Annotated in this window: 28 protein-coding genes; 2 read left to right on the forward strand and 26 right to left on the reverse strand. The window is 34.8% G+C overall.

Annotated elements, in window-relative coordinates; genetic code table 11:
* Nucleotides 1-99: 99 nt before the first annotated feature.
* The 25 genes from ACEN2N_RS10005 to ACEN2N_RS10125 all read right to left on the reverse strand — a co-directional run bounded on the left by ACEN2N_RS10005 (nt 100) and on the right by ACEN2N_RS10125 (nt 22,269).
* Nucleotides 100-417, reverse strand: coding sequence for a hypothetical protein (locus ACEN2N_RS10005; protein WP_441824189.1), 318 nt, complete (start codon nt 415-417; stop codon nt 100-102).
* A gap of 150 nt (nt 418-567) precedes the next feature.
* Nucleotides 568-1,413 (reverse strand): aldo/keto reductase, encoded by an 846-nt coding sequence (locus ACEN2N_RS10010; protein ID WP_441824190.1) that lies wholly within the window; start codon nt 1,411-1,413, stop codon nt 568-570.
* An 11-nt stretch (nt 1,414-1,424) separates the two neighbouring features.
* Nucleotides 1,425-2,648 carry a murein hydrolase activator EnvC family protein gene (locus ACEN2N_RS10015; RefSeq protein WP_441824191.1) on the reverse strand — a complete coding sequence of 408 codons (1,224 nt, stop codon included), beginning with the start codon at nt 2,646-2,648 and terminating at the stop codon, nt 1,425-1,427.
* Nucleotides 2,649-2,652: 4 nt separating this feature from the next.
* Complete coding sequence (locus ACEN2N_RS10020) at nt 2,653-3,420, reverse strand: DUF4292 domain-containing protein (RefSeq protein WP_441824192.1); 768 nt, start codon at nt 3,418-3,420, stop codon at nt 2,653-2,655.
* 27 nt (nt 3,421-3,447) lie between these two features.
* A complete protein-coding gene (locus ACEN2N_RS10025) occupies nt 3,448-4,380 on the reverse strand; it encodes a tetratricopeptide repeat protein (RefSeq protein ID WP_441824193.1) in 933 nt (310 codons plus the stop codon).
* A gap of 18 nt (nt 4,381-4,398) precedes the next feature.
* Nucleotides 4,399-4,833 carry a dUTP diphosphatase gene (gene dut, locus ACEN2N_RS10030; RefSeq protein ID WP_441824194.1) on the reverse strand — a complete coding sequence of 145 codons (435 nt, stop codon included), beginning with the start codon at nt 4,831-4,833 and terminating at the stop codon, nt 4,399-4,401.
* A complete protein-coding gene (locus ACEN2N_RS10035; RefSeq protein ID WP_441824195.1) occupies nt 4,830-6,290 on the reverse strand; it encodes a lipopolysaccharide biosynthesis protein in 1,461 nt (486 codons plus the stop codon). The genes dut and ACEN2N_RS10035 overlap by 4 nt, the downstream gene beginning before the upstream one ends.
* Nucleotides 6,291-6,341: 51 nt before the next feature.
* Nucleotides 6,342-6,782 (reverse strand): hypothetical protein, encoded by a 441-nt coding sequence (locus tag ACEN2N_RS10040; protein WP_441824196.1) that lies wholly within the window; start codon nt 6,780-6,782, stop codon nt 6,342-6,344.
* Between the two features lie 80 nt (nt 6,783-6,862).
* Nucleotides 6,863-7,423, reverse strand: a complete 561-nt coding sequence (locus ACEN2N_RS10045) for a hypothetical protein (protein WP_441824197.1) — start codon at nt 7,421-7,423, stop codon at nt 6,863-6,865.
* Nucleotides 7,416-7,910 carry an RNA polymerase sigma factor gene (locus ACEN2N_RS10050; protein WP_441824198.1) on the reverse strand — a complete coding sequence of 165 codons (495 nt, stop codon included), beginning with the start codon at nt 7,908-7,910 and terminating at the stop codon, nt 7,416-7,418. The genes ACEN2N_RS10045 and ACEN2N_RS10050 overlap by 8 nt, the downstream gene beginning before the upstream one ends.
* Nucleotides 7,910-8,752 (reverse strand): alpha/beta fold hydrolase, encoded by an 843-nt coding sequence (locus ACEN2N_RS10055; protein WP_441824199.1) that lies wholly within the window; start codon nt 8,750-8,752, stop codon nt 7,910-7,912. Before ACEN2N_RS10055 ends, ACEN2N_RS10050 begins: the two co-directional genes overlap by 1 nt.
* A gap of 76 nt (nt 8,753-8,828) precedes the next feature.
* Nucleotides 8,829-10,049 (reverse strand): TCR/Tet family MFS transporter, encoded by a 1,221-nt coding sequence (locus tag ACEN2N_RS10060; protein ID WP_441824200.1) that lies wholly within the window; start codon nt 10,047-10,049, stop codon nt 8,829-8,831.
* 132 nt (nt 10,050-10,181) lie between these two features.
* Nucleotides 10,182-11,045 carry an ATP synthase F1 subunit gamma gene (gene atpG / locus ACEN2N_RS10065; protein WP_441824201.1) on the reverse strand — a complete coding sequence of 288 codons (864 nt, stop codon included), beginning with the start codon at nt 11,043-11,045 and terminating at the stop codon, nt 10,182-10,184.
* 82 nt (nt 11,046-11,127) lie between these two features.
* Nucleotides 11,128-12,708 (reverse strand): F0F1 ATP synthase subunit alpha, encoded by a 1,581-nt coding sequence (atpA, locus tag ACEN2N_RS10070; protein ID WP_441824202.1) that lies wholly within the window; start codon nt 12,706-12,708, stop codon nt 11,128-11,130.
* 60 nt (nt 12,709-12,768) lie between these two features.
* A complete protein-coding gene (gene atpH / locus ACEN2N_RS10075) occupies nt 12,769-13,308 on the reverse strand; it encodes an ATP synthase F1 subunit delta (protein ID WP_441824203.1) in 540 nt (179 codons plus the stop codon).
* An 8-nt stretch (nt 13,309-13,316) separates the two neighbouring features.
* Complete coding sequence (locus ACEN2N_RS10080) at nt 13,317-13,817, reverse strand: F0F1 ATP synthase subunit B (RefSeq protein WP_424004111.1); 501 nt, start codon at nt 13,815-13,817, stop codon at nt 13,317-13,319.
* Between the two features lie 90 nt (nt 13,818-13,907).
* Complete coding sequence (atpE, locus tag ACEN2N_RS10085; protein ID WP_027065438.1) at nt 13,908-14,102, reverse strand: ATP synthase F0 subunit C; 195 nt, start codon at nt 14,100-14,102, stop codon at nt 13,908-13,910.
* A 38-nt stretch (nt 14,103-14,140) separates the two neighbouring features.
* Complete coding sequence (gene atpB, locus ACEN2N_RS10090; protein ID WP_441824204.1) at nt 14,141-15,319, reverse strand: F0F1 ATP synthase subunit A; 1,179 nt, start codon at nt 15,317-15,319, stop codon at nt 14,141-14,143.
* Nucleotides 15,320-15,409: 90 nt separating this feature from the next.
* The gene (locus tag ACEN2N_RS10095) at nt 15,410-15,802 is read right to left on the reverse strand and encodes a DUF6168 family protein (protein ID WP_441824205.1); all 393 of its coding nucleotides are present in this window, start codon (nt 15,800-15,802) and stop codon (nt 15,410-15,412) included.
* 3 nt (nt 15,803-15,805) lie between these two features.
* On the reverse strand, nt 15,806-16,033 hold the full coding sequence (locus tag ACEN2N_RS10100; RefSeq protein ID WP_036150997.1) for an AtpZ/AtpI family protein: 228 nt from the start codon (nt 16,031-16,033) through the stop codon (nt 15,806-15,808).
* On the reverse strand, nt 16,011-16,430 hold the full coding sequence (locus ACEN2N_RS10105; protein ID WP_441824206.1) for a bactofilin family protein: 420 nt from the start codon (nt 16,428-16,430) through the stop codon (nt 16,011-16,013). Before ACEN2N_RS10105 ends, ACEN2N_RS10100 begins: the two co-directional genes overlap by 23 nt.
* A gap of 3 nt (nt 16,431-16,433) precedes the next feature.
* Complete coding sequence (gene porW, locus ACEN2N_RS10110; protein ID WP_441824376.1) at nt 16,434-18,944, reverse strand: type IX secretion system periplasmic lipoprotein PorW/SprE; 2,511 nt, start codon at nt 18,942-18,944, stop codon at nt 16,434-16,436.
* A 337-nt stretch (nt 18,945-19,281) separates the two neighbouring features.
* Nucleotides 19,282-19,986, reverse strand: a complete 705-nt coding sequence (locus ACEN2N_RS10115; protein WP_441824207.1) for a hypothetical protein — start codon at nt 19,984-19,986, stop codon at nt 19,282-19,284.
* A 39-nt stretch (nt 19,987-20,025) separates the two neighbouring features.
* On the reverse strand, nt 20,026-20,745 hold the full coding sequence (locus ACEN2N_RS10120) for an ABC transporter ATP-binding protein (RefSeq protein WP_441824208.1): 720 nt from the start codon (nt 20,743-20,745) through the stop codon (nt 20,026-20,028).
* A 54-nt stretch (nt 20,746-20,799) separates the two neighbouring features.
* Nucleotides 20,800-22,269 (reverse strand): DUF5687 family protein, encoded by a 1,470-nt coding sequence (locus tag ACEN2N_RS10125; protein ID WP_441824209.1) that lies wholly within the window; start codon nt 22,267-22,269, stop codon nt 20,800-20,802.
* A 394-nt stretch (nt 22,270-22,663) separates the two neighbouring features.
* Here ACEN2N_RS10125 and ACEN2N_RS10130 point away from each other — a divergent pair, with 394 nt between their 5' ends.
* Nucleotides 22,664-23,713: a 2Fe-2S iron-sulfur cluster-binding protein gene (locus ACEN2N_RS10130; protein WP_441824210.1), complete on the forward strand. Its 1,050-nt coding sequence runs from the start codon at nt 22,664-22,666 to the stop codon at nt 23,711-23,713.
* Between the two features lie 272 nt (nt 23,714-23,985).
* Nucleotides 23,986-25,833: an SLC13 family permease gene (locus tag ACEN2N_RS10135; RefSeq protein ID WP_441824211.1), complete on the forward strand. Its 1,848-nt coding sequence runs from the start codon at nt 23,986-23,988 to the stop codon at nt 25,831-25,833.
* Nucleotides 25,834-25,841: 8 nt separating this feature from the next.
* Here the strand turns inward: ACEN2N_RS10135 and ACEN2N_RS10140 are convergent, their stop codons facing one another.
* Nucleotides 25,842-26,615, reverse strand: coding sequence for a patatin-like phospholipase family protein (locus tag ACEN2N_RS10140; RefSeq protein ID WP_441824212.1), 774 nt, complete (start codon nt 26,613-26,615; stop codon nt 25,842-25,844).
* Between the last annotated feature and the right edge of the window lie 32 nt (nt 26,616-26,647).

Genomic DNA, 26,647 nt, shown 5'->3' on the forward strand with positions numbered 1-26,647 from the left:
TTTGCCAAAATACTAATCGATTTCGTATTATTTTTTTATGCTAAAATATGTCAGCCAAGAGCTCTGTCTATATTTTAGCATATCTAATTCGTAATTATATTAAACCACTTCTCGGTACAAATCCTTTTCCAATTCCGACTGTTCTATATCAACCTTAAAAGAAAGGTCCATTTCAATTTTGTTTGCATTATTCCAAATATAAAGTGCAGCCAGACCAATGCTTCCTATTATGAAAAAGGCGATGGCATAAACTACTAATCCGCCGTAGGCTAAAGTCAAACATGTAGCTAAGAATGCAACATAAACGACTATTGGTTTAAGCGACCAGTTTAGATTAAAACTTGGTGATTTAGGAGAAGTATTCTTCTCTAATTGATTTTGAGTAGACTCCGAATTTAACGTAATTGTGTTATGCATAATGGCTCTGTTTGACTGATTAACACAGTAAAATTCGACAAAAAAAAGCACACGCACTTACATAATATAATGAAAATCAATATGATAACGAAGAATTAAAGAAATCATATTATTTGAATATCAGAAAAATAATATTGACAAAATTAACTGCTAAAAATTAAAGTTATCAGGATCGGGACCAGAGCGTTCTCCTGTTTCCAAACCATCTAGATAAGTAATATCGGTGGTAGACAACTCAAAATCAAATATATCGGCATTAGATGCTATTCGTTTGGCATGTACAGATTTCGGGATAGCAACAACACCTTTTTGAAGATTATAACGCAGAATAATCTGAGCTACACTCTTATTGTACTTTTTGGCTAAATCAGAACAAATATCCAACTCAAAAACCCTGCCCTGCATAAAAGGAGACCAAGACTCGTATTGAATTCCATTATCAGAACAAAAATCAATAAGGTCTTGCTGTACCAAGAACGGATGAAATTCCATTTGGTTTACCATAGGTACCACCGTACAATTGTTCATTACATCTTCTAAATGATGTTTTAAAAAATTACTAACTCCAATAGCTCTAACCTTCTTTTGAGCGTATAAATACTCTAAAGCTCTCCAAGTTTCCTTGTATTTACCTGCTACTGGCCAATGAATAAGGTATAAATCTATATAGTCAACACCCAAACGTTCTAAACTTGCGTCAAAAGCTTTCAGTGTTTCTTCATACCCTTGATCGCTATTCCAAACCTTGGTCACCAAAAATATCTCATCTCTATCTATTCCGCTTTCACGAATACCTTTACCTACACCCTCTTCATTCTTATAGGCAGCTGCAGTATCAATATGACGATACCCCAATTGAAGTGCGCTTTTAATAGCCTCTACAACTTCTTCTTCATTATCTGATTGGTACGTTCCTAAACCCAAATACGGCATTTTAACTCCATTACGCAGTTCAAAACTCCCTTTAATATCTGTAATAACAGGTAGATTTTTCATAGGATTATCTTTTAAAGTCTATACACCCATTCTTCTGGGTTAAGACGAGAGGTGTCTTGGTAAAGATAAAATTTAAGTCTTGTTTGACCATTATTCTTATTGGTATATACCACACCAAGTTCTTCTTTACTGGCAACTTTATCACCTTTTTTCACATACAGCTCAGAAAGGTTGTAGTATGTACTAATGAAATTACCGTGTTTAATTTGCACCCCTTTATTACCGCCAGGCACAGCCAAAATAGCGATTACTTCTCCTTCAAAGATGGCACGTGCTTTTGAGCCTTCATCCGTCGCAATAATTACTCCGTTACTTTGGTGCTTAATCCCCGGGTAGACAGGATCAGCGTACACTCCGAATCCCTGGCTCTTTATTCCCTTTTCTACGGGCCAAATCAGTTGTCCTTTATTGGCAGAAAAGTTATTGGCAATAACGGTCGCTTCTGGAGTTAACACGAACTTACTTGAGTTTTTTGTAGTACTGCCCGATTTTTTATTCGAGGCAGCAATAGCACTTCTAATCAGATTTTCAATTTGCTGATCTATTTTTCTAGATTCTTTCTTTTTCGTTTCGATTGCACTGGCATATTTACTTTCGTTCTTACGAATAGTACCCAATAATGCTTTTTGAGTCTGTATTTCACCAAATAATTGATCCTTCGCCTTTTTATTCTGAGCCAATAAAACCTCTTTTACTTTTCGCTCTTCGTTCAAATCTGAATTTAAACGTGAAAGCTCTTCTGTTTTGGTCAATATCTGAGCTCCTTGCTCTTTTCTATAGTCTGTATACTGCTTCATATATTGAAGCCTTTTAAACGCTTGAAAGAAGCTTTCAGAAGACAACAAGAACATTAATCTATTTTGTTTCGATTTATTCTGATATGATTTCTGAATCATTTTCGCGTACTCGTCTTTTACCTCTTGCAGCTCGTTCTTTAACTTTCCTATATTTCTAATGTTAGTATTGATCTGCCTGTTCAATAAGTTAGATTGCTGATTGGTAACTCGTATAAGTTGCTGACGTACTGTAATTTTTTTATCTAACGCCTCCATTTGATCTAAGACATTACCTTTCTCTTTTTTCTCGGCAAAAAGCAGGCGGTTAATGTTTCGTATTTCTGACTGAAGTTGCTCACGCTTTTCCTCTAATGCTTTTTGCTCACTCGTTTGTGGAAATATAGACACAGAGCTGAATAGCACTATTAAAAAAAGACAATATCTTATTTTGAACAACATATGTTTACAGTTCAATTTCTTTAAAACCTTTAGGTATGGAATATGGGAAATTTACAGGACTATTTAATTCTAAGTTCTTGAATTCTAGTTCTATAGTATTCACCTTGTCCTTACTAATTGCTCTTATCATTATTTCATTAGGCAAAATTTCTTTATCTAAACTCTGGTAATTTTTATAGGTGATTTCTAACAGACGCTTCTCTTGAGGTTGAGAGATTTGCTGCAAATCCATCTTATAATTTTTAGGTTCGATTCTGAATAACATTTTATACAACGATGCTTGCAATTTTGGCGTAAGTCGATATGCTTCTTCAGAAATATCGATATCAAACTTTTCTTTTCTTAAGTCTACTATTGCTTGCCCAGTTAGTAGGTTCTGTAAAATTGAAAAATCTACTTCGGTGCCTAATAAATTACTTAAATAAGAAAAATCCCCGTCAAAATATTCGTTCTCCAATTTATTATAAAAAGACACTCTATCAGGCGTAATATATGCCTTTACAATACCTAGAGGTGCACTCATCCAAATGGCTTTGTCTTTTTCCATTCGTAAGCTTACCGAAACACTCTGAGAAGATTCACCATCTGAATAGGCTATTTTAACCCTACCAGCTAATGTCTTAAAACCCGCTTCGTTTTGATAGTGCGCTTTTATAACCGACTTAGATGTCATTTTTTCATCTACGGTACCACCAGTAATTACTTTAGTGCTCTTACAAGAAGCCATTAATGCAATCATAATAATTACAATGGCCTGCCTTGATTTCATCATATTCAAAAACTTCATCATCTAAAATCCTTATTTAATTTTACTAAGGTACATATTTGCCTTCGAGGTATTATCGGTCGCCATATATGAGGTAGCCAACTCTTTGTAGATATTATTCTCAAGCGGAATATCATCTATAAGATAATCTAATGCCGTCTCTAAAATATCGATAGCATCGGTATGTTCGTTTAATAGATTTAAAGCGACACCATTGGCGTAATAAAAGTACGGCTGAGATGGAAAACGTTCTATTGCATCTTCGGTCAAATGTAATAATTCATCATGATTGCCAGCTGAAGCTAATAAGCCTTCTATTTTTACTTTATACCCGTCAGTACTGCTTAAATCAATTGTATTCTCTGCTTTTTTAGATACAATAACCGTGGTTGGTTTTTCTTGTTGTTTAGCGATTGAATCTGTTATCTTATGCTCTAGGTATTGATATTTTTTAGAATTCTTTACACTTTTTAAAATAGATTTTGCAGTTACATAATCTTCTTTTAGAAAATAGATTTCAGCTAAATTACCTCGAAGCACAACATTGTCCCAGGGTAACTCTTCTTTTACCTCTTCTAATACAGATTTTCTTGCATCGACAACATTTACCAAGGTTTCTGCATACCAGTAATTTTCTGGTTCACCGTTAAGCGCCTCTATCGCATATTCTTGAGCAACTACAAATTGCTTATCATACAAATGAAATTTAGCCAACTCAAAAGAGACGACCGTATTCTGAGGTTGTAGACGTTTACATTCTAAGAAGTAAGTTATAGCTCGGTCATAATTACGTATTCCCATTTGCTTTAACCCTTCGAAAAAATTCTCTTGAAAAGTATCTGAGTATTCCTCTAAAAAGACCTCTGCGCTTTGTTCTACATCCAATTCTTGATTTTCTTGGGCATAAGATTGCATGGGTGTGTTACAAACACCGACAAGCAAGCCCATTAAAATCAAGTTCTTCATATCTACCGTAATTAGGAATTACTTTACACCAGTACTACCAAATCCGCCTTCGCCTCTAACGGTTTCAGACAAGCTATCGACAACACTCCACTCTGCGCGTTCATGTTTTGCAATGACCATTTGCGCGATACGTTCTCCATTTTTAACGATAAAATCTTCACTACCAAGATTTATCAATATCACCCCGACTTCGCCTCTATAATCAGCATCTATTGTACCAGGAGCATTAAGTACAGTTACTCCTTTTTTTGCAGCAAGACCACTTCTAGGGCGAACTTGCGCCTCAATACCTACAGGCAATTCAATGAAAAGACCAGTTGGTATAATGGCTCTGCCTAAAGGTTGTAACGTAACAGGATCGGTAAGATTTGCTCTTAGATCCATACCTGCAGATGCATTTGTTTCGTAATGCGGCAAGTCGTGATTCGACTTATTTATGATTTTTATGTTCATCTATTTAAATATAATTTTTTAAGATTCTCAAATTCTAGTTTATACACTAAACCTAAGAATACAATTAACAGTGGTATACCTACAAAGAGGTTTCTATCAAATATGTAAAATGAAAGAATAGAAAACAAGATGGAGATTACTAAATAAAAACTAATTTTTCTGAAGTTATACGGAATAGGATAATACATCTGTCCGAAATAAAACGAAAGCAACATCATGGTACCATAAGCCAATAAAGTTGCCACGGCAGATGCCATATACCCAAAATGAGGAATAAAAATTAAGTTTACGATTATGGTCAAAACCGCACCTATTAATGAAATATATGCTCCGAATTTTGTTCGGTCGGTCACCTTATACCAAACGGAAAGATTATGGTAAATACCTAGAAAGAAACTTGCTAATACAATTATCGGAACAATTGGCATAGCTTCCCAATAAGCATCATTCAAGACCAAAAATTGTTTTAGAACATCAGAAAAAACGACAACTGTCAATAATATTACACTTCCTATCACTACGAAATAATTGGTAATTTGAGCGTATGCTTTTTGCGGATTCTTCGTATCTGAATGGCTAAAGAAAAAAGGCTCAATACCCATTCGAAAAGCAGTTGCATAAAGTGTCATAAATAGCGCCAGTTTATAACATGCGGAGTATTTTCCCATTTCACTTTTCGCTATTTCTACAGGTAATAACTCAGAAAGTAAGTACCTATCAAATACCTCATTAATAGTAAAAGCTACACCGGCAACCATAACGGGCATTGCGTAACCAACCATTCTTTTCCACAGTTCCTTATCAAACACATAAGGTCTACGAATATACACTCGAATCATCAACAATAACGTAACTCCGCTTGCAATGAGATTTGCAATTAAAATATATTGAATCTCATTATCTGGCTTATAGAGGGATTGTAAAAATCCTTCAGAAGTTCCATCCGATATTTTTGGCAATAGAATCAAGAAAAACAAAGTAAGACCTAAGTTAAGTGATACGTTTAAAATTTTTACAAAGGCATATCGCATGGGTTTTTCATTCGCTCTTAACCAAGCAAAAGGTATGATAGCTAAGGCATCTAGTGCCAAAATTCCCAACACATAATTCATGAAAGGAAGGTTTATGTTTAATGCTGCAGATAGTTTCTCTTTAAAAAATACACCTATTAAAACCAATAATGCTGTGGAGCCCATTATTGAAATTAATGAAGTACTTACTACTTTCTTTCTGTTTTCAGAATCCTTGTAAAATCTGAAAAAAGCAGTTTCCATTCCGTACGCCAAAAAAACATTGAAAATCGCAAACCAAGAAAAAATAAGTGTAACCTCGCCATACTTACCTGGCGCCATTACATCAGTATAAATTGGCACAAGAATAAACGAAATCATCCTTGGCAAGACAGTTGCCAAGCCATAGATTGCCGTTTGTTTAAAAAGTTTTTTGAGTGGATTCAAACACTATAAATTCAGAGGATAAAAGTACCTATTAAAAGCCTAGTTACAAAGTTAGTTTTTAGGGATACCATTATAAATTAACGGTTGCTTTTGTTTTATACCTGTAATCTTGGTAAATTTTGTTTCACCATTTTCAATATAACTAATAACCGCCTCATCTGAATTTAAATTCAAACTCATCGTTTCAGATGAATCTGACATTTCATTAGAAATTCTAACAACAATCATATCTTGATCATCAATTGTATTTACAAATGCTTTGACTTGCTTACCACGAAAATAAACTTCATCAAGTTCTATAGTATCTTTCTGAAAACTAGCAACCGGAATTCTTAATTCGGTGCCTGAACCGCTTTCTTCACGTCCGCCAACGTATTGTTGGCAACTGGCGTCACCAATTTCAAATGGAGTTTCTGTCTGTAATTTTTTTTGCGAAGTACAGCTGGTAAGACAAAGACAGAAAAGTAAAAAAGAATTAGTTACATATTTCATTAGACCCATATTATCCATATAAAGATAGCAAGTAATATGGGTTTAACGACTCATTTAACATCGCTATCACAATTTGGCGATCAATCTTTCATTTGTAATTCTTTCAATTTAGATAGTTCTTTTTGTATCTGCTTGTAGATAAACACCGAAAACACCACTAAAAACACTACAGATGAACATAAAATATATAGATAAAACCCATGTGACAACGTAGCTTTAAACAACGGTAATAAAATAATAAACCCAACGGTATAAATAATTATAGCCAATGGCGTAATTAGGTAATGAGTATATTTTCTAAAACTATAATAACTGGTTAAATCGTTCCGAAAAGTATTTGATTCTTTACTGAAACTTATACTTCTCAGCTTTTTTAAGCTATACATCTCAATAGCAATTCTAACCACTAAACTACCGATCATTAAACCTATACCAAGCATAAACGACGCGCTTTTGTAACCTGAAACGTAGATTAGAAATGCAATTAAGATGATGATTGTAATGGTTTGAACAATATTACCTGTTCGTTGTTTTTGTTCTATGGATTTTACACTTTTTAAAAGCGCTTGAAATCCGTCTTCGGTGGCATTAACCGCCGATTGGCTCTGCCATTTATTCTGTAAATCTTCAAAATTATTCATTATGGACACATTTTGTAAGTTGTTGTTTTATTCTATGTATTCTAGTACGGATGGCTTCATGCTTGATACCCATTATATCTGAAATCTCTAACTGAGGCAATCCTTCCAATTCTAGTAAAATAATGGCTTTATTAATGCTGCTTAATTTATCGATACATTTATAAAGCTGAACCAGCATATCTTCTTTTTCAGCCGAGTAATCATTAGAAGCGCTAACCTGAAGATTATCAATTTGCAGGTTTTTATCCTTCTTACGCTCCAGTCGTATTTCCGCCAAACAGGTATTCACACAAATTCGGTAGATCCAAGTTGAAAGTCCGCTTTCATTTCTAAATCCGTCTAAATTCTGCCAAACCTTAATAAAAGTTTCTTGAGCTAAATCTTTGGCAAGTGCATCATTACCGACAGTATACCCTAAACACAAACGAATGACCTTAGGGTAGTTCTGTTGATAAATTTTCTTGTATGTATTCTCTTTAGAGCCCATTAGTTATTCAATGCCTTTTTAAGATTCTCGATAAACCATTGTGGTTGGTCGTACATGATAAAGTGCGATGAACCATTAGCAAATTCAATGGAATATTCTGCAAGCGCTTTATACTGTACGTCATAAGTAGATTTCGCCATGTCTATACCATAAGGCTCGGTTGCCGCCAGTATCGTAACCGGCGAACTAATTTTAGCCAAATCTTCACGTAAATCTAACTTTAATAAATCGGTATACCCATAGACATAGGTTTCTCGATCGGCCTGAACCATCCACTTTTTAATGGATTCTTGGTTTGATTTTTCTTTGGCCATACTATTCGCCATTTGCTGTGCCATAGCTTCAAAATCAGCATCGCCCATAGCTACTAGTTGTTTATTATATGGGGAATCGTATACCATATCTTCACTCTTAAAATCTGGCATCATTAAAGCACCCGTTGATGGTAAGGCATCTACGATAATTAATTCTTTATATGAATTGCCATCTGCAGCCATCCACAATGCTAATGCTCCACCTAAACTATGACCGATTAAAGTTGGGTTATCTAATTTCTTTTCAATAATGTATTCTATAATTCCGTCTTTAATTTTCGGCAACCATGGCTTTTCAATAGCAGGTACATCTCCAAAGCCGGCAAAAGTGAATACATGGCATTCGTAAGTTTTAGCTAGCTCTTTTACGGTTTCATTCCACACATCACCAGTACAGGCAAATCCTGGAAACAATAAAATTGGGTCTCCTTCACCTGTTACTTTAACATCAAAAGGTTTGTCTTGTGCAGCAATGGAAAGTGAAAAAAAAATGAGTAATGTGAATAGTAAATTTTTAATTGTTTTCATCGTAAGAGTTTTTTTATGATATTCCCCCTTTAGATTCAAAAATTAAAAAATGTTACATTTTAAACTGAAAAAAGTTTTATTCAGGCTCTACATCCATCCTTTTTATAGCTGTGGATGCTAATATAAACGCCGCTAAAAGAAATACTGCAGCTAAAGCATATGGTGCGCCAGGAAAATAGATAGTCCCTTCAGGACGTATAAAATAGTAAAATACCGGTGCAAAGATAAATTGACCGAGAATAGCGGTAATACTTACCAAACCTGTTATGGATCCCTGTAAAATACCCTGTTCTTTTTCAGATACCAGATTTGAAATTACCCCTTGCACGGTCGGACCGGCAATACCACCTAACGCATACGGAATTAAGAATGCATATAACATCCATGGTTCTTTGGCGAATGAGAATAAGAACATACCTACGGTCCATAATAAAAACCCAAAAATTATCACCTTACGTTTTCCGAACTTCTTTACAATCTTACCCACTAAAAACCCTTGTACAATGGCCACAAGTAAACCTACCACCATAAGTGAAAGACCAATTTGTTTCGGAGTCCAATCATATCGCTCAATACCATAATATGACCATGTTGATGGCAAGGCCTGGCCGGCAAGATTTGCCAAGAAGAAAGCAGATATCAATAACAAGATGCCTTTATAATTTCGTAATGCAAACAAAGAAACTCCCGGAATCATTTTTGAAAAATTAATCTGCCTTCTATTTTCAGGAGCTAAAGATTCTGGAACAAAGAAATACCCAAAAAGGAAGTTGGCAAATGTTAAGCCTGCAGCTATGTAAAATGGAAGTCGGATATTGATCTCCCCGAAAAACCCACCAATACCTGGACCGATTATAAATCCGATTCCGAATGCAGCACCTATTAATCCGAAGTTCTTTGCCTTATTTTCTTTCGTACTTACATCAGCTATATATGCAGACGCCACCGTAAAACTTGCACCCGTTATTCCCGCCAAAAATCGCCCTAAAAACAACCAGGTAATTGTTGGCGCCCATGCGTGAATCATGTAATCTACACTTAATCCTAAAAGCGCAAGAAGTAATATAGGTCTTCTTCCAAATCTATCGGATATTTCGCCTAACACCGGTGAAAACAAAAATTGCATACCTGCAAAAGCCGTAGTCAGCCACATACCGTATATAATAGCCATGTGATTACCCTCACCTGTTAACTCCATAATCAAATCTGGAATAATAGGAAGAATAATACCGATGCCAATTACATCAACTAAGATGGTAATGAAAATAAAAAGTAAAGCGGTTTTGTTTGATTTCATGGTCAAGACAAAAGTCGGGTAAAAAAAGTAAACTAAAAGCAAAAACCCCACTTTTAGATGGGGTTTTCAAATCAATATATTTTCAAGCTTTTAATGAATTCAAAATGCAATTCATCAAATACAAATGAAGTTCTAGTTATTTAATGCCTCTGCACCACCAACAATTTCTAAAATCTCGTTAGTAATAGAAGCCTGTCTTGCTTTGTTGTATGTTAATTTCAATTGATCACGCATTTCTGTTGCGTTATCGGTTGCTTTGTGCATTGCGGTCATACGTGCACCGTGTTCACTAGCGAATGAATCTCTAATACCTTTATACAATTGTGTCTTTAAAGATTTAGGAATCAATTGTTCAATGATTTCTAATTTCGTAGGTTCAAAAGTATAATCTGCACTTGCAGTTACTTCAACTTCTTCTAACGGAACAATAGGTAAAAATTGCTCTGTCATTACAATTTGAGTTGCCGCGTTTTTGAATTTGTTATACACAATTTCAATACGGTCATATGTACCAGCAGTAAAAAGAGCCATTAAACTCTCAGCAATATCAGCGACATTATCAAAAGTTAAGTCATCATAAACACCACTGTGATTAGCGATAACATTGAAGCGTTTTCCTAAAAAGTCATTTGCTTTTTTACCAATAGCAATAAAATCAACTGATTTACCAGCGTAAACATTATCTGCTAGATTAACCGATTGCTTTAGAATATTAGTATTAAAAGCTCCACAAAGACCTCTGTTAGAAGTAACGGAAACAATTAAAACCTTGTTTACCATACGATTATCGGCATAAACACTACCAGAATCACCTTCTAAACTTGCGCTTAAATTTTGAAGTAATTCGGTTAGTTTATCGGCATAAGGTCTCATCGCGGTAATTGCGTCTTGTGCCTTCTTCAATTTCGCAGCAGATACCATTTTCATGGCACTGGTAATCTGCATCGTTGAAGAAACCGATGAAATTCTATTACGTATCTCCTTTAAATTTGCCATTTTATTCAGTATTTAGTAAGTAGCACAAAGTAACGTGTTACCCAATTACTTTGTGCTTACCACTCGGTACTCAGTACTTATTTTATTTCTTATATTTCGCCGAAAGGTCTTTACAAACAGCAGTCAAGGTATCTGTAACCTCATCTGTAAGTTTACCAGCCTTCAACGTATCAAGAACATCTCTGTGCTTAGCGTTCAAAAACTCTAAGTAATCACGTTCGAATTCTTTTATTTTATCAACAGGTACGTCTCTTAACAAGTTCTTAGAACCTGCATAAATAATAGCTACTTGATCTTCAACAGTATAAGGGTCGTTTTGTGCTTGCTTTAATATTTCTACGTTTCTACGTCCTTTTTCAATCACGTTCAACGTAGCAGCATCTAAATCTGAACCAAATTTCGCGAATGCTTCTAGTTCACGAAACTGAGCTTGATCCAGTTTCAATGTACCTGCAACTTTCTTCATTGATTTAATCTGAGCGTTACCACCAACACGAGATACAGAAATACCTACGTTAATTGCCGGTCTTACACCTTGGTTGAATAAATCTTGTTCTAAGAATATCTGACCGTCAGTAATAGAAATTACGTTTGTTGGGATATAAGCAGAAACATCACCCGCTTGTGTTTCAATAATTGGCAAAGCCGTCAATGAACCACCACCTTTTACCATTGGCTTTAATACCTCTGGTAAATCGTTCATTTCTTTTGCGATATCATCATCATTGATAATTTTTGCAGCACGCTCTAACAATCTAGAGTGTAGGTAGAAAACATCACCTGGGTAAGCCTCACGTCCTGGTGGTCTTCTTAATAAAAGAGACACCTCACGATATGCAACCGCTTGTTTTGATAAATCATCATATATAATTAATGCAGGACGACCTGTATCACGGAAATACTCTCCAATAGATGCTCCAGTAAACGGTGCATAAACTTGCATTGGTGCAGGATCAGATGCATTAGCAGCTACGATAGTAGTATAAGCCATTGCTCCTTTATCTTCCAATACTTGAGCGATACCGGCAACAGTGGATGCTTTCTGACCTATGGCAACATAGATACAATAAACAGGCTTACCAGCATCGTAAAATTCTTTTTGGTTCAAAATGGTATCGATACAAACTGTAGTCTTACCAGTTTGACGGTCACCAATAACAAGTTCTCTTTGACCTCTACCAACCGGAATCATAGCATCAATTGCTTTAATACCAGATTGCATTGGCTCAGTTACAGGCTCTCTGTAGATTACACCCGGAGCTTTACGCTCTAATGGCATCTCGTAAGTTTCACCGGCAATAGGTCCTTTACCATCGATAGGTGTACCTAAAGTATCAACTACACGACCAACAATACCTTCACCAACTTTTACAGAAGCAATACGTTGAGTACGTTTAACCGTATCACCTTCCCCAACTGATTTAGAAGGTCCTAAAAGAACCACACCAACGTTGTCTTCTTCAAGGTTCAAAACGATACCTTCAAGTCCGCCTTCGAACTCAACTAATTCTCCGTATTGAGCATTAGCTAATCCGTAGATTCTTGCGATACCATCACCTACAGTTAAAACAGTACCTACTTCGTCTAAAGTAGCGGTAGCATCAAATCCTGATAATTGTTTCTTTAAAATTGCTGATACTTCAGCGGCTTTTACTCCTGCCATTTTTAATTAGATATAAGATATTAGGTGATAGATGTAAACATCTACTACCATATATAGTTATTATAGACTATTTGAAAATTCTCTTTTAATATTATTCAGCTTATTGGCGATACTAGCGTCATATTGTAAATCTCCTACTCTTAAGATGAAACCTCCAATAATACTTTCGTCAATTTTACTCTCAATGGTAACTTCATTACCAGTAAGTGCTGTAACTTTCTTCAATATTTTTTTCTCCATATCAGCATCTAAAGGTACAGCAGTTGTAACAAACGCTACATCTTTACCCTTTAATTGCTCATTAATGATAATGTATTTTAAGGCAACTTCGTTTAGCATTCCTAAGCGCTTGTTGTCTACCAACATATTAATAGTACCCTCTGTAATAGAATGACAACCCTTAAAAATTTCAAGTAAGGCATTCTTCTTCATCGTACCCGAAACAACCGGACTAGCCAATACGTCTCTTAATTCTTTACTATCTGAAATAGTAGCGGCGATTGAACGCATATCTTTCTCAACAGCATCCAAGGCTTTGTTTTCCTTGGCCATGTCCAATATTGCCTTTGCGTAACGTAATGCAGCTCTAGATTCGCTCATTATTTCTTTTAGTTAAGTTTTATATCGCTCAACATTGCATCTACCAATTTCAATTGCTTGTCGTTGTTAGATAACTCTCCTTTTATAACTTTTTCTGCTATAGCTACAGATAATTCTGCAACCTGACTTTTAATATCGGCAACAGCAGCTTTTTTCTCGCTTTCGATGGCAGCTTGCGCTTGCTTCAACATTTTATCACCTTCTATCTTTGCTTGCTCTTTAGAGTCAGAAATCATTTTTTCTTTGATTTCGCGCGCTTCTTTCAACATCCCCTCACGTTCAGCACGAGCTTCTTGTAACATTTTCTCATTATCAGCTTGTAAGTTCTGCATATCGGTACGTGCTTTATCAGCAGCAGCCAATGCTTCTTCTATACCAGCTTCTCTTTCGTTCAACGAATTCAAAATTGGTTTCCAAGCAAATTTTACCATTAAGAAAATTAATGCTAATAATAATATTGTTTGAACAACAAATAAACCTGGTGAAAAATCGTTCAATAAAACTTCCATATCTTAATCTTTAAAATCTAAATCAATAATTAAAAAAAACATTTCCTGTAACCAACCGTTACAGGAAGATGTCTTTGGGTTTTCGTGTTCTTATTTTCCTAAGAACAAAGCACCGAATGCTAAACCTTCTAAAAGTGCTGCAACAATAATCATCGCTGTTTGAATTTTTCCTGCCGCTTCTGGTTGACGAGCAATACCTTCCATTGCTTTACCACCGATTTGACCAAGACCTAAACCTGCTCCGATAACGATTAAACCTGCTCCAATTAAATTGTAAGTTACCATACTAATTGATTTATATAATTAAATTAAAAAAACTCTTGTTAAATAAAATCTCCTCTTACATCTTCTGCATCTATCACTTCATGACCATGAGAATCATGCTCGTGTTCGTGATCATGTTCTGCTACCGCCATACCAATAAATAGTGCAGAAAGCGCAGTGAAAATATATGCCTGTAAAAAGGCCACCAACACCTCAATAAGGGTGATGAAAAATGATAAAACTAAAGATAGACCAGTTGCACCAACAACACCTAAACTTTTCTTAAGTGTAAACATGATGGCAATTAAGCTCATTACTACAATATGCCCTGCAGATATGTTTGCAAATAAACGAACTAATAAAGAGAATGGTTTAATTATAAATGCACCAGCTAATTCTATAATAGCCAAAATAGGCTTTACAAAAACAGGTACACCCGGCATCCACAAGATGTGCATCCAGTAATCTTTATTTCCACTAACTGTATAGATAATTAAAGTAAATATTGCCAAACAAGCTGTTACTGCAATTTGACCAGTTACATTAAATCCGAATGGCGTAAGCCCCATTAAGTTTAGTATCCAAATAAAGAAGAATACGGTTAATAGGTACCCTGTAAATTTTCTGTAATGCTTTTCGCCAATATTAGGTCTTGCGATCTCATCTCTTACATAAAGCACTAAAGGCTCTAACACTCTACCAAAACCTGTAGGTATTTTTTTCTTTCCGTATTGTTTTGCTAAAGAAGAAAAGGCCAATAACATAAGTAAACCCACTAACAACACACCAACAACACTTTTTGTAATAGAGAAATCTAATACTTTATGAGCGTTTGTTGCATGGTGCTCTTCATCAAAACTAACTGATGTTGCACCATTATCTAACTCATATATTTTACTGTGAAGTTTTACGAATTTAGAACCGTTTCTTTCAACTACAACCTGCCCATTATCGTCATGATGAAATTCTGATGACATGAAAGTTGCCAAACCATTGTTTGACCAAAGAATTACAGGAAGCGGAAAACCTACGTGCTTTCTTTCGCCTGCATCATTAGAATACGAGAATAAATGAAAATCGTGAGAATCTTTAAGGTGATGTAAAATATACTCATCTACCTGTTCCTTAGTACTAACTGTACCTTCTTGTTCGGTATCAGATATAGCGAAACTTTGCAATGAAAAACAAAGTATTAGAAGTTGTAATAAGGTTTTAATCGTATTTGAAACTTGCATCATTAGTTCTTTATCAAAAAATTTAGCTCCTAGAAATTTTGCGCAAAAGTAGTCAATTATTGCATAAACCACCCAATTTTAAAGCTTTAAAATTTAGAGTCTTTTTTCTTGCATAATTTTCGAAATAAAAAACACTTCTAGAAATAAAAAAATCAGCACCGGCATAAGCAGTAAAGCTCTATATAATTGAGGCATAATGAGTTCACCCAACAAGTATGGATAAAATACTATCGCGAAGACCATAATCTTAAAAACCAGTAAACCCATATACATAAAACCCAACTGATCGAAAAAGGAATTGTTTTTTGATGCAATTAAGAATACGATGACCAAGGTTAATGAAAACAAGTAATGAAAAGTGTAGGCTTTTATCAAAACCGAACCAAAGTAGGTTGGTGCGACCGATATAGCCAAATCTTGTAAAAAATAAGAAGTCGCGCCCACAACAGTGAACACGACTATATATAAAATGATATTTTTTAACAACGTTTATTTATTTAACGCCATAACTTTTTTTATGACTAAATAGATCGACAAAAATACAGCAAGTAAAGTAAATGTGTCTTCTAAAAACGTTTTTTCAAATTTTTGATCTAACCATTCCCCTAAAAGATTGCCCAAGAATATAGTGACACCCATTTGTATGGCAACACCAGATAAGCTTGCGGCATTTCTTAAAAGTTCAGAATTGTCATTACGAGGCTTTTGCGGCTCCATTATTAGATGATTTAAAACCTGCACTGCTAGCACCTTTACCACCGCCCATTGTACAAGAAGCATTAAATGTAGCACCTGGCTCAACCGCCAATTTATTTACAGATACGGTACCTTCTATTACTGCAGATGATTTTAAAGATAATAAGTCAGACACTAAAAGTTCGCCGTTAAAACTACCTTCTATATCTGCATTTACACATTCTACTTTACCATGAATGTAACCATCTTTACCGATAACAACTTTTCCTGAAGTTTTTACATTACCGTCTAGCTTACCATCTATGCGAAAATCAGCTTCTGAAATTATATCTCCTTTAATTTTGGTATTCTTCTCTATTCTGTTAGGTTGACCTCCTACTTCATTCATAGTTCTAGGTTTTTGTTTGTCTGAAAACATTGTTCACGGTTTTGGGGTTAAAAGCGTATTTCTATACTCGATAATATTCTTGTGTACTTGAATAATCTTATAGTTCTCCGATAAAACTACAAAATTCTCATCAGCAACTAGATAATCCTTATTGTTTTTTAGTAGCTCAGCATACCCAAGGGCAAAATCTTTAGATTTAAATCCGTGTACCACTATAAATTGGTCTTCTAGATTATAAATATCTCTAGAAACTATATTTTTATACCTAAGTTCTACGATAGATTGTTCTAATAATTCCATCAACTTCAAAGCCTTCTCTGTATTATTCCTTTTAAATGGAAAAACTACTTTCCAGTTTGATGTTCCCTTAGAATCTGTCTCTGGTGAAAATTCTTTTGGCTCTAACTTCGGAAGCTGCTCTGCAATCATCTGTTCGGCCTTTTTACCTTCCGGATTATTAGGATAAGTCAGTGCCACATAATTCAATGCTTCTTTAAAAGGCTCAAAACCTTGTAGTCTACCAATTGCATTTGCCTTCAGCATTTCAAATTTCGGAACTATAGGATCACCAGTAAATCTATTGATATTTTCCTCTGACCCTGTAATTACCTGTAAATACTTTTGGTCTTTATACTGTTTGAACAAATTCTCATAGCGCTTTTCTGGACTATCAGAATTATCAGCTAATACCGCTTGCGGATTTAATAGAATCTCTGCATACCTAGAATCTGAATGGTTGGCAATAATATCTGCCTTCATTGCCTCTTTCAGCGGACTATCAACTTCTTCGTAAATCTTATACAAATTGTATTTTGAAGGAAGAATCAATCGTTCTTCTGCATTAGATGCCAATACATCTTCTAATTTACCAGCAGCCAGAAGGTTTTCGTTGAACTTCTCTTTATATATCAATCCTAATTGATAATTAGCGAAATTACGCTCTGTCTTTAGGCTATCAATAACAGCAACATCTGTAGGTAAACGATCCATGTAAAAGTCTAATGAGAATTTCTCATCTTCACTTACAACACTTAAACTATCATTAATTCCTTGGGCATCTTGTAATGCTACATTCTCTTTATTTATCACCGATTTATCTGACCAACGCCAATCATCGGTTAATTCTCTATTTCCCCAGCGATTCTTAAAATCATTTTGACCGTAACCTAAACTGGTAATATTATAGAAATAGAATTTACCCTTGTTTTCTTTACCACCTTTACTATTGCTAAACGCAGCAAAACCATCGGTAATTCTTTCTTTCTCTTTTTTCTGTGCAGCATCTTTTGCCTTTTGCAATTCTTCAATATGCTTACCGAAATAAGCCAATTGCTCTTCTTTAGGCATTTGATATAGTGTAATTACACTATCGGCATATTGCACAATGTCTTCATATTTAATAACATCTTCTAAATTATCGCGCTTCTTTTTAATACCACGAAATTTCTTGGTGTTCTCATTAAGGTTGGTAAGCACACTATCAAAATACGCACCAGCCGGTTTGTAAACACTTTTATCAAAATTATACTCCGCTAAATTCTCATAGTTAAGCGCATTCAATTTTGGCTTGTTTTGCGAAGCACGTAACGATTTGTTGAAATAGACCAATGCCAAGCTATCAGATTCTTGTTTTAAATGAAACTCTGCCAATTGTCTGTAAATGTCATCTAAGAAAGGTCTATTCTCCCTATTCAATTCCAATTTGGTCAAATATTCTAAAACCTCTTCTTTGTTTTCAGCGGTAACCTCGGTGTTCTTTAATTTCTCAATTTTTGCATAGATCATATACACACGTGGCGACTTTCTATTTAAGTCAATTACCTTGTCAAATGCATAATTAGCACTGTCTTTATACCCTAGTTGATTGTATAGCTGACCTATAATATAGTAGTACCTGCCTTTCTCAGGATTTTTAGTGGTGTAGTGCGATGCAATTTTAAGATTTTGAACAGCAGTATCTGGTGCATTAAGGTTAATGAACGCTTGCGCCATCATTGCTCTTGCATCGGCATATTCTTGATCTTTTAAACGCTCGTATTTCATTAAGCGCTTTAGGTTCTTAATGGCAAGATCATCGTTTTCTAATCGGATGTTTACCTTCTCTCTCCAAATACTAGCTTCGTTCAGCTTATCGCTTTCAGAGTATTTATTTAAAATATAATTGAAAGACTCTAATGCCGGTATATAACGCTCATCAAAATACCTTGCCTTGCCTAATAAAAGAAAAGCTTCATCTATTTGTGGGTTTCGTTCTTCATCCTTAATATCCATACTATGGCGTTGAACAGCTTTGGTCGCTTTTTCTTCCGCAATAAGAAAATTAGGATTGTTGTCTTCTGAGTCGAGTTTAATTTCGCCGCTAACCTCTAAACGTTCTATAGGCAAGAGTTCAAAATAATCATCTTGATAGGTTTCGTTTAAAGTTTCTCGACCTTGCTCAAAAGCAATATTACCATTATACAAGGTGTTGTATTTGGTATTGAGCGCATGCCAGTTACGGTTTACGAACTTGTCTTTCTTAACAGAACATGCATTAAAAAGCATACTCGCCAAAAGACCCGATAAAATAAGTTTGTTTTTAAGATTCAAAATAGTTGATCTACGTATGTATGTTTAACTTAAAAACAGCCAGATTATTATACCGTTCATCGGTAAACCACATATTTATTTTTAAGTATTCGGAACATTTTTAGACTACTACAACCAAATTTTACCGACCAGGTAGTTTGTTTTGATTTTAATGAATAGGTATTTATCTAAAAACCGCAGATAATCTGATCAAATACATCTTCATCGGATTTTAGTTAGATCTCCTTAAAACATAGAAATGAAAAATCGACCTAGTGGTCGGTTTTGTGTTTTTACTATGAAATTTTGATGATTACTTACTATTGATAAGTTCTAGATAGATTTCATTCTTAAAATCTCCAATATTCTTTAAGCCTATCACAATTCTAGATATAAGTTCTTTGACTTCTAATAAGGTATTTGAGTTATGTATTTTCCTTGTCAAATACATTCCTCCGTCTTCAAAATCAAGAAATTTTAAATCTTTAATTAAAGAGTATTTTTTATACCATGAATAATCATCCTTATTCTCAAGATAAACTGCTACTCTTATTTCATTAGTATTTACCAAATTAAGACTTAAGTAAATTTGTTTATTATCATTGAGGTATAAATTGAAAGCAAGAATCTCATTTGAATATAACTTATACAAAGCGTCATCTACATATTGAGTTTCGAACGAAATCGGCTTATTTTTAGCTTTTAATAATGCTTCTAGTTCACTTTCCTTTTCGCGTATTCTAATCTTAAAAATTTCTTTAAAACCCCTATGCTTACCTATTTCCTCAATACCAGTTTTATAAAATTCTATATTTTCTTTTAATCTTTTAATATTTGCGTACTTCGAATCTTTCAAAGTCAATAAGACGTCTAACTCCCTCTGTAATTTAGCTAAGGCATCATAATCAAACTCAACCTCTTTATAAAATTGTAATCTAAGAAGCTCATCTATTTGTGACTTTACCCTTTTTATTTCCCACTGGTAAAAATCAATTAACGAATCTAAATCAGAAGCCATTTAACTAGTTTAAGTATATATAATCTTAAAAAAATCAATTTACTCAACAACCACATTACCACTTTCTGCACCAAAGAACACTTCTAATTCTTTCAATGTTTCGGCAGATGTTTCAATGTCTTTAACTAATACACCTTTATTCAATACTACAATACGCTCGCAAACTTCGGTTACATGAATTAAATCGTGACTAGATACTAAAACGGTGACGTCTTTCTGTTCTGCCAGTTCTTTAATGATTTGCTTTAAACGAATTTGAGTCGTTGGATCTAAATTTGCAAAAGGCTCATCTAATATCACCACTTTTGGATTACCAATAAAAGAAGCTACAATACCAGCCTTCTTCTGATTTCCTTTCGATAAATCTCTTAAGTACTTTTTCTGACCTAAAATTTCATCATGAAAGAAATCTTGATACTGTGTTAACAATGCATCAACATCGGCTTTATTTTGACCTCGAAGGTCGCCGATAAAGTAGAAATACTCTTCGGGAGTCAAGTAGCCTATTAAAAAAGTTTCATCTATAAACGATGATGTAAATGGTTTCCAATCTTCACTGGTGTTTACCTGAACATCATTATTAATAATATGACCAGTACTTGGTTGTATCAAATCTAACAACAAACTAAAAAGTGTTGTTTTACCCGCACCGTTATTACCTACCAAACCGAAACTTTGTCCTGTTGGTATATTTAAAGATTCGATATTTAGTACTTGTTGTGAACCGTATTTTTTAGATAAATTTTCTATTGTAATCATAATTTTATTATTCTAATTTTTTAGGATGAAATGAAATGCGCTAAATGAAAAACCTTAACTAGCCTTTTCTTTAAAACCTGCAATCATTCCGTATTTCTTTTTCTTGTACTGCTCGGTGATTAAATTGATTAAGTAGTTCTTCATGGCAAAACCAATGACGCCTAAAACTGATAATCCACCCACTGCAACTTCTAAATTAAAGATGTAATAAAAGATGGAAAATATAATTATTGGAACCACCATTACCGGAAGCATTACCAAAAACTGAGTAGCACTTGCGCCTTGCATATTCCCAAACGGACTCTGATCTAATTCTATCCTTTTTTTGTTGAATGACCCAAAATATAAAATGACCGGTATATTTACCCCTAAATTATATAATGCGCAACCAAAATTGATTGCCAAAGCATCCCAACCGAAGTAAACATAGGGTAAGGTCAATAAAAACATAAATACAACACTTACTGTAATTAAAGATACTTTAGATTCTAAATACTTTCGCATAGGTATATTTTGCGACATCATCATACTATAGTAACTACTATCCCAAGCAGGAATAAATTGACCGAAATTACTTAAGAAAATACCTGTCATAAATATGCCCACAAATGCTTTCATTGGCATCATACTACTGTACATGTCTTGCGTATAAAACACCAACCCGTAGAACACCATAAGCAGGGAAATATACACTTGAGATTTAGTTCTTTTATTTCGCCAAATCATTTTTAGATCAAGCTGTAAGAATGAACCCATTTCTCCAAAACGCTTTGTCCAAGCTAAATCTGACGTATTTGCTTCTACCGATTTCGATTGAAGCTTAGCATCTAGATAAATCTTATCTCGTAGGTATTTAAAATTGACATAATATATTATTCCTGCTAAAGCAATCGGAATCAATACCGTAATTGGATATGCATAGAGCGCATGAAAAACAGGTGCAAAAAACTCTTTAACAGAGAACACTCCGAAATAATCCAATGCGTACCCTAGAACAAGAATACTCCCTATCCCAATAAGAACTTTATCATTCTTATTTACAAGTAGGTTCACATAATTAATACACAAAACAATTGCCATTACGCCTACGATCCATAACAGAACATTTACTGCAGGGTAGCCATTAAACAGTAATACAATTGCAAAGGGCACTATAAAGAATAATGTCAATAAATTATAGATAGATGCTGCCGATCTACCTAAAATATAATGTGCAATGGTACTTTTCTTAACCGGTGTAGTCAAGAATGGTTTTATATCCATCACCGGTAATTTCTGCATGAAATACCGAAGTAATAATTCAATTAAAATCCAGTAAATGAAATACTGGCTAATGCTCCACATTGGGCTCTGATCCGGGAATATTTCTTTTAAAAGAAAGTACATTCCGCCTCCAGTTACTGCAAGCGATAAAAGCAGATATACCACCATAAAGCCCATGAAAATTTTTATCCCAAGGCTTTTACCAAGGTTAGAGGATCTAAAAAAGGATTTCCATTGTAATGAAGAAAAACGTTTAAACATTCGGTTGGTTTTAGTATTCTGAATATAAGTAAGAAAAATCTTGAGTTTGTTACAAACAAAATTCAAAATATTCATTAAGCTCTTATTTTATACCTTACTATATATCCAGAAAAAATTAACCGATTAATCCTTCCTTCTTCCCCGTCAAAAAATCCTTTTCAAGGTATTTGAAGTTTCTGAAACTGCTTAATCTAAAAAGAAAGAGAAAGAATTAGCCTTTTCTATTTTAGTATAACGAACATAGCATAAAAAGCCTCTTTTTTCTAATTCAAAAGCTTATTTATTAATATAAAAAAATTAAACAAAAAGCAGTAATACCGACTTTTTTGACAAATGTCATATTTTATCGCAAAAGCATGCTTAATTTTGTAATTCGATTTAAAGAAACCAACATATGTCGCATTTTCACCCATTAACGGTAAAACATATTAAAAAATTAACGCCAACTTCAGTTGCCGTTACATTTTCAATTCCGAAAGAATTGGCACAGACTTTCACTTTTACGGCAGGTCAATACATTACCATTAAAAAAGAAATTAAAGGAAAAGAGCTAAGAAGAGCCTATTCAATTAGTTCTTCTCCTGAAAAAGACGGAATCACCATTGGTATCAAAAAGGTAGATAATGGCGGATTCTCTAACTACGCCAACTCAGAATTAAAAGTTGGTGATACTTTAGAGGTGATGGAACCAGACGGTCGTTTTGTTTTTAAAACAACAAAAGACATTCAAAACATTGCAGCCTTTGCCGCAGGTAGTGGTATTACCCCTATAATGAGTATTGCAAAATCTGTTTTAGATAGTAACCCGAAGAACAAGTTTGTTTTGGTTTACGGAAACAAATCTTACGAAGAGACTATGTTTTACACCGATTTGGTGAAACTAGAACTAGAATATGCCAATCGATTTTTTGTATACTTCACCAACAGTCAGACACGTGAAGACAAGGCTTTATTTGGTAGAATAGATACCTCAACGGTAAACTATGCATTATTAAATAAGCATAAGGATGTTGATTTTGATGGCTACTATTTATGCGGACCAGAAGAGATGATTCGTTTGGTGCAAGACACTTTGGTAGAGAATGAAGTTGAAAAAGATAGAATTCATTTTGAGCTTTTTACGCCTACCGAAATAAAAGAAGAATTACCTGTACAGGCAGATGGTCAAACTTCGATTACCGTTCTTGTTGATGATGAAGAATTTCAGTTTACCATGGATAAGAAAACAGTGATTCTTGATGCTGTTTTAAAAGAAAATATTGATGCGCCATACTCATGTCAAGGTGGAGTATGTAGTAGCTGTATTGCCAAGGTAACTGAAGGAAAAGCAGAAATGGTCATGAACCAAATTTTAACGGATAAGGAAATCGCAGACGGATTTATTCTAACCTGCCAAGCACACCCGACTACACCTACTATTAAGGTAGATTATGATGATGTGTAATCCACTTAATCCCCAAAGGGGAAACAAGTAAAAATTTACTTTTACAGCCAGTTCTCAATTCTGGTTATTAAAAAATTTATATAATCGTCTTTGCGAGGTACGAAGCAATCTGTTATTTAGGAACAACTATTCAACAGATACTACACGTAGTTCACAAAGACGTTTTTCTTTTTTGCATTATTCTCTTACCCAAAGTCAAAATAAAATTTGATTGAGTCATCCTTTCTGGGGCGTTGCAATAGCTTTGAAAACATTTTCAATTCTCACTAGCTATGACCATCGAAATCATTGGTGTATTTATCATCATCGCAGCTGTAATTATATTGTTTGCGTTTGAGATTTTTCCGATGGATAAAATATCCTTCTGTATTATTGCCGCCTTATTATTAACAGGTTTGGTTTCTCCCGAAGAAGCCGTCAGCGGGTTTTCTAACAAAGCGGTCATTACCATTTTATGTCTGATGATTTTAGCAATAGGATTGGAGGAAAACGGCGCAATTTCTTATCTCGCAAAGGGACTCAAAATTTTAAAGAACTGGCCTGTCGTATTAGCCACAGTTGCTATTATGCTCATTGCAGGTAGTATTTCTGCCTTTGTAAGTTCAACTGCTGTAGTAATTGTTTTTATAAAGATAGTTGCCGAGCTACGAGAAAAGTATCAACTACCACCAGGTAAATTATTATTACCCATATCATTTGCCAGTATTTTAGGTGGTAGTTGTACCCTAATGGGAACCTCAACGAACTTATTGGTCAGTAATATTGCTGTTAGATACACAGGCGAAAAACTCGGATTTTTTGAGTTTTCGCTCATGGGAATCACTTTTTTAGGCATTTCTGTGGGTATTATTGCTCTTTTCTATCGTTTTTTACCAATTGATAATGGCGAGCTTTCAGACAACTATGATCTTGATCGCTATCTTTTGACATTGACTATTGAAGAAGATTCTCCTTTAGTCGATAAACCCATTGGCGAAAGCTTTATGTATAAGGAAGTAGATATTACGGTATTACGCTTATCTAGATATGGCTATGACCAAAACCTTGAAAATCATGATTTACTGATAAAACCAAACGATGTTATTCTTTTACATTGCAGCTTAGAGAATCTCCAAAAAATGCGCGGAGAAGGATATTTTGATATTGATGTAGCCGAAAAAGATCAATTTAAATCCACCAAAAACACTCAAATTAAGAAGGTCGGCAGCTCAGAAAATGATTCTGCAAAGAATACTGACAAGAATGATGAAAGTTTATTGCTAGAACTTTTATTATTACCTGGATCTAAATTTTTAGGAAGAAATTTAACCGAATTAAAAACGATGTTAATGCCAAGAGCAATACCTCTGGCAGTAAATAAGCGAAAGAAACTACGTATTCTTCAAAACCGGTTACATCAAAGTAATCATGAATTTACCAAGCTACATGTTGGCGACCGTTTATTGATACAGACAAAGCCCGAATATGTTTCGAATTTTGAAAATAGCAATAGTTTGGCAGTGTTAAACCAATACGAGGGTCGAACGCCTGCTACTCCGTTTAAAAGAAATCTATCCATCTTAATTCTGGTAGTAACGATTGCCATGGCGGCTACGGGAGTTTTTGAGGTGATGACAAGTGTAATCACCGGTACTTTAGCCATGCTGCTTTTTAAGTGCGTAGAGCTGAACCGTATTTATGAAAAGATAAACTGGCAAATTATATTCTTACTGGCAGGTATGATTCCGTTAGGTATCGCCATGAGCAATGCCAAAGCAGATACTTGGATCACCGAAGAGCTATTGACATTAATGTCGGGTCAGCAACCCTTATTTATTATTGGTTTGTTATTTTTAACTACCATGGTTCTAAGTAGTGTCGTATCTAATAATGCTACCGCAATTATAATGGCACCAATAGGAATTTCACTTGCTAGCGGATTAAGTCTTGACCCAAAACCATTTATACTTTGTGTAATGTTCGCTGCGAATTTTAGTTTTTTCACTCCCCTAGGTTATCAAACAAATGCCCTAATTTATAGTATGGGAATATATAAGTTCAAACACTTTCTAGTCATTGGGGGAACGATATCAATAGTACTATGGTTTGTTGGCACCCTATTGTTAAGTGCCATGCTGTAGACAATGAACTATTCTGGAAACATCGTTTCAAATTTTCTCACCGCAGTCTCATACCCAATTGCATAGGCCTTTTCGATACCTCTTCGATCAAGTAAACCGATATGTTCCAATTCTTGCGATTCGAGGATAAGATGGCAATTATTAATTTTTTGTCGGTTAATAGCGTAAATCATCAACCCCGTTACCCTGCCTGTTAATTGAAATGAGTTGTTCAAATGCTTCTTCTCAAGTTTAGAAACTACCGAAACATTACTGCCAATTACATACTCTACTCTAGATAAAACCGGCTCTGAAGGAAAATTATTCATGATTCCGCCATCTGCGTATAGTTCACCATTATATTCCACCGGACTAAAAACAGGAGGTAATGCGGCAGAGGCCAATAAAGGTTTTATCAGTTCTCCTTTATCAATAAAAAGCTCTTCTCCCCTTTGCAAATTGGTAGCTACAACGTGTAGCTCTCTATTCAAAGCCTCAAAACTATCTTCTGGAAAATACTGTTTAAAGGAAGATATATAACTTTCGCTGTTCAATAAACCCGGTTTTGCGACCGCGAAATAATTGTATTTAAAAAGCGGAGTCTCCTTAAAAAAACGGAGCATATCAATAACCGGTTTATCTGCTGCGTACAAAGCGCCTACTAAAGCACCAATACTGCTTCCGGAAACAACGTTAGCTTCAATACCAAATTCTTGCATTGCCTTTATAACCCCAATATGAGCCATACCTCGAATGCCCCCACCGGAAAGCACCAAACCTACGGACTTAGAACCTATTTGCATCTATCTAGAATTAATTTCAAAAAAAATGCCGA

Source organism: Maribacter spongiicola, from assembly GCF_052119685.1.
In the GTDB taxonomy this organism is placed as follows: Bacteria; Bacteroidota; Bacteroidia; order Flavobacteriales; family Flavobacteriaceae; genus Maribacter; species Maribacter spongiicola_A.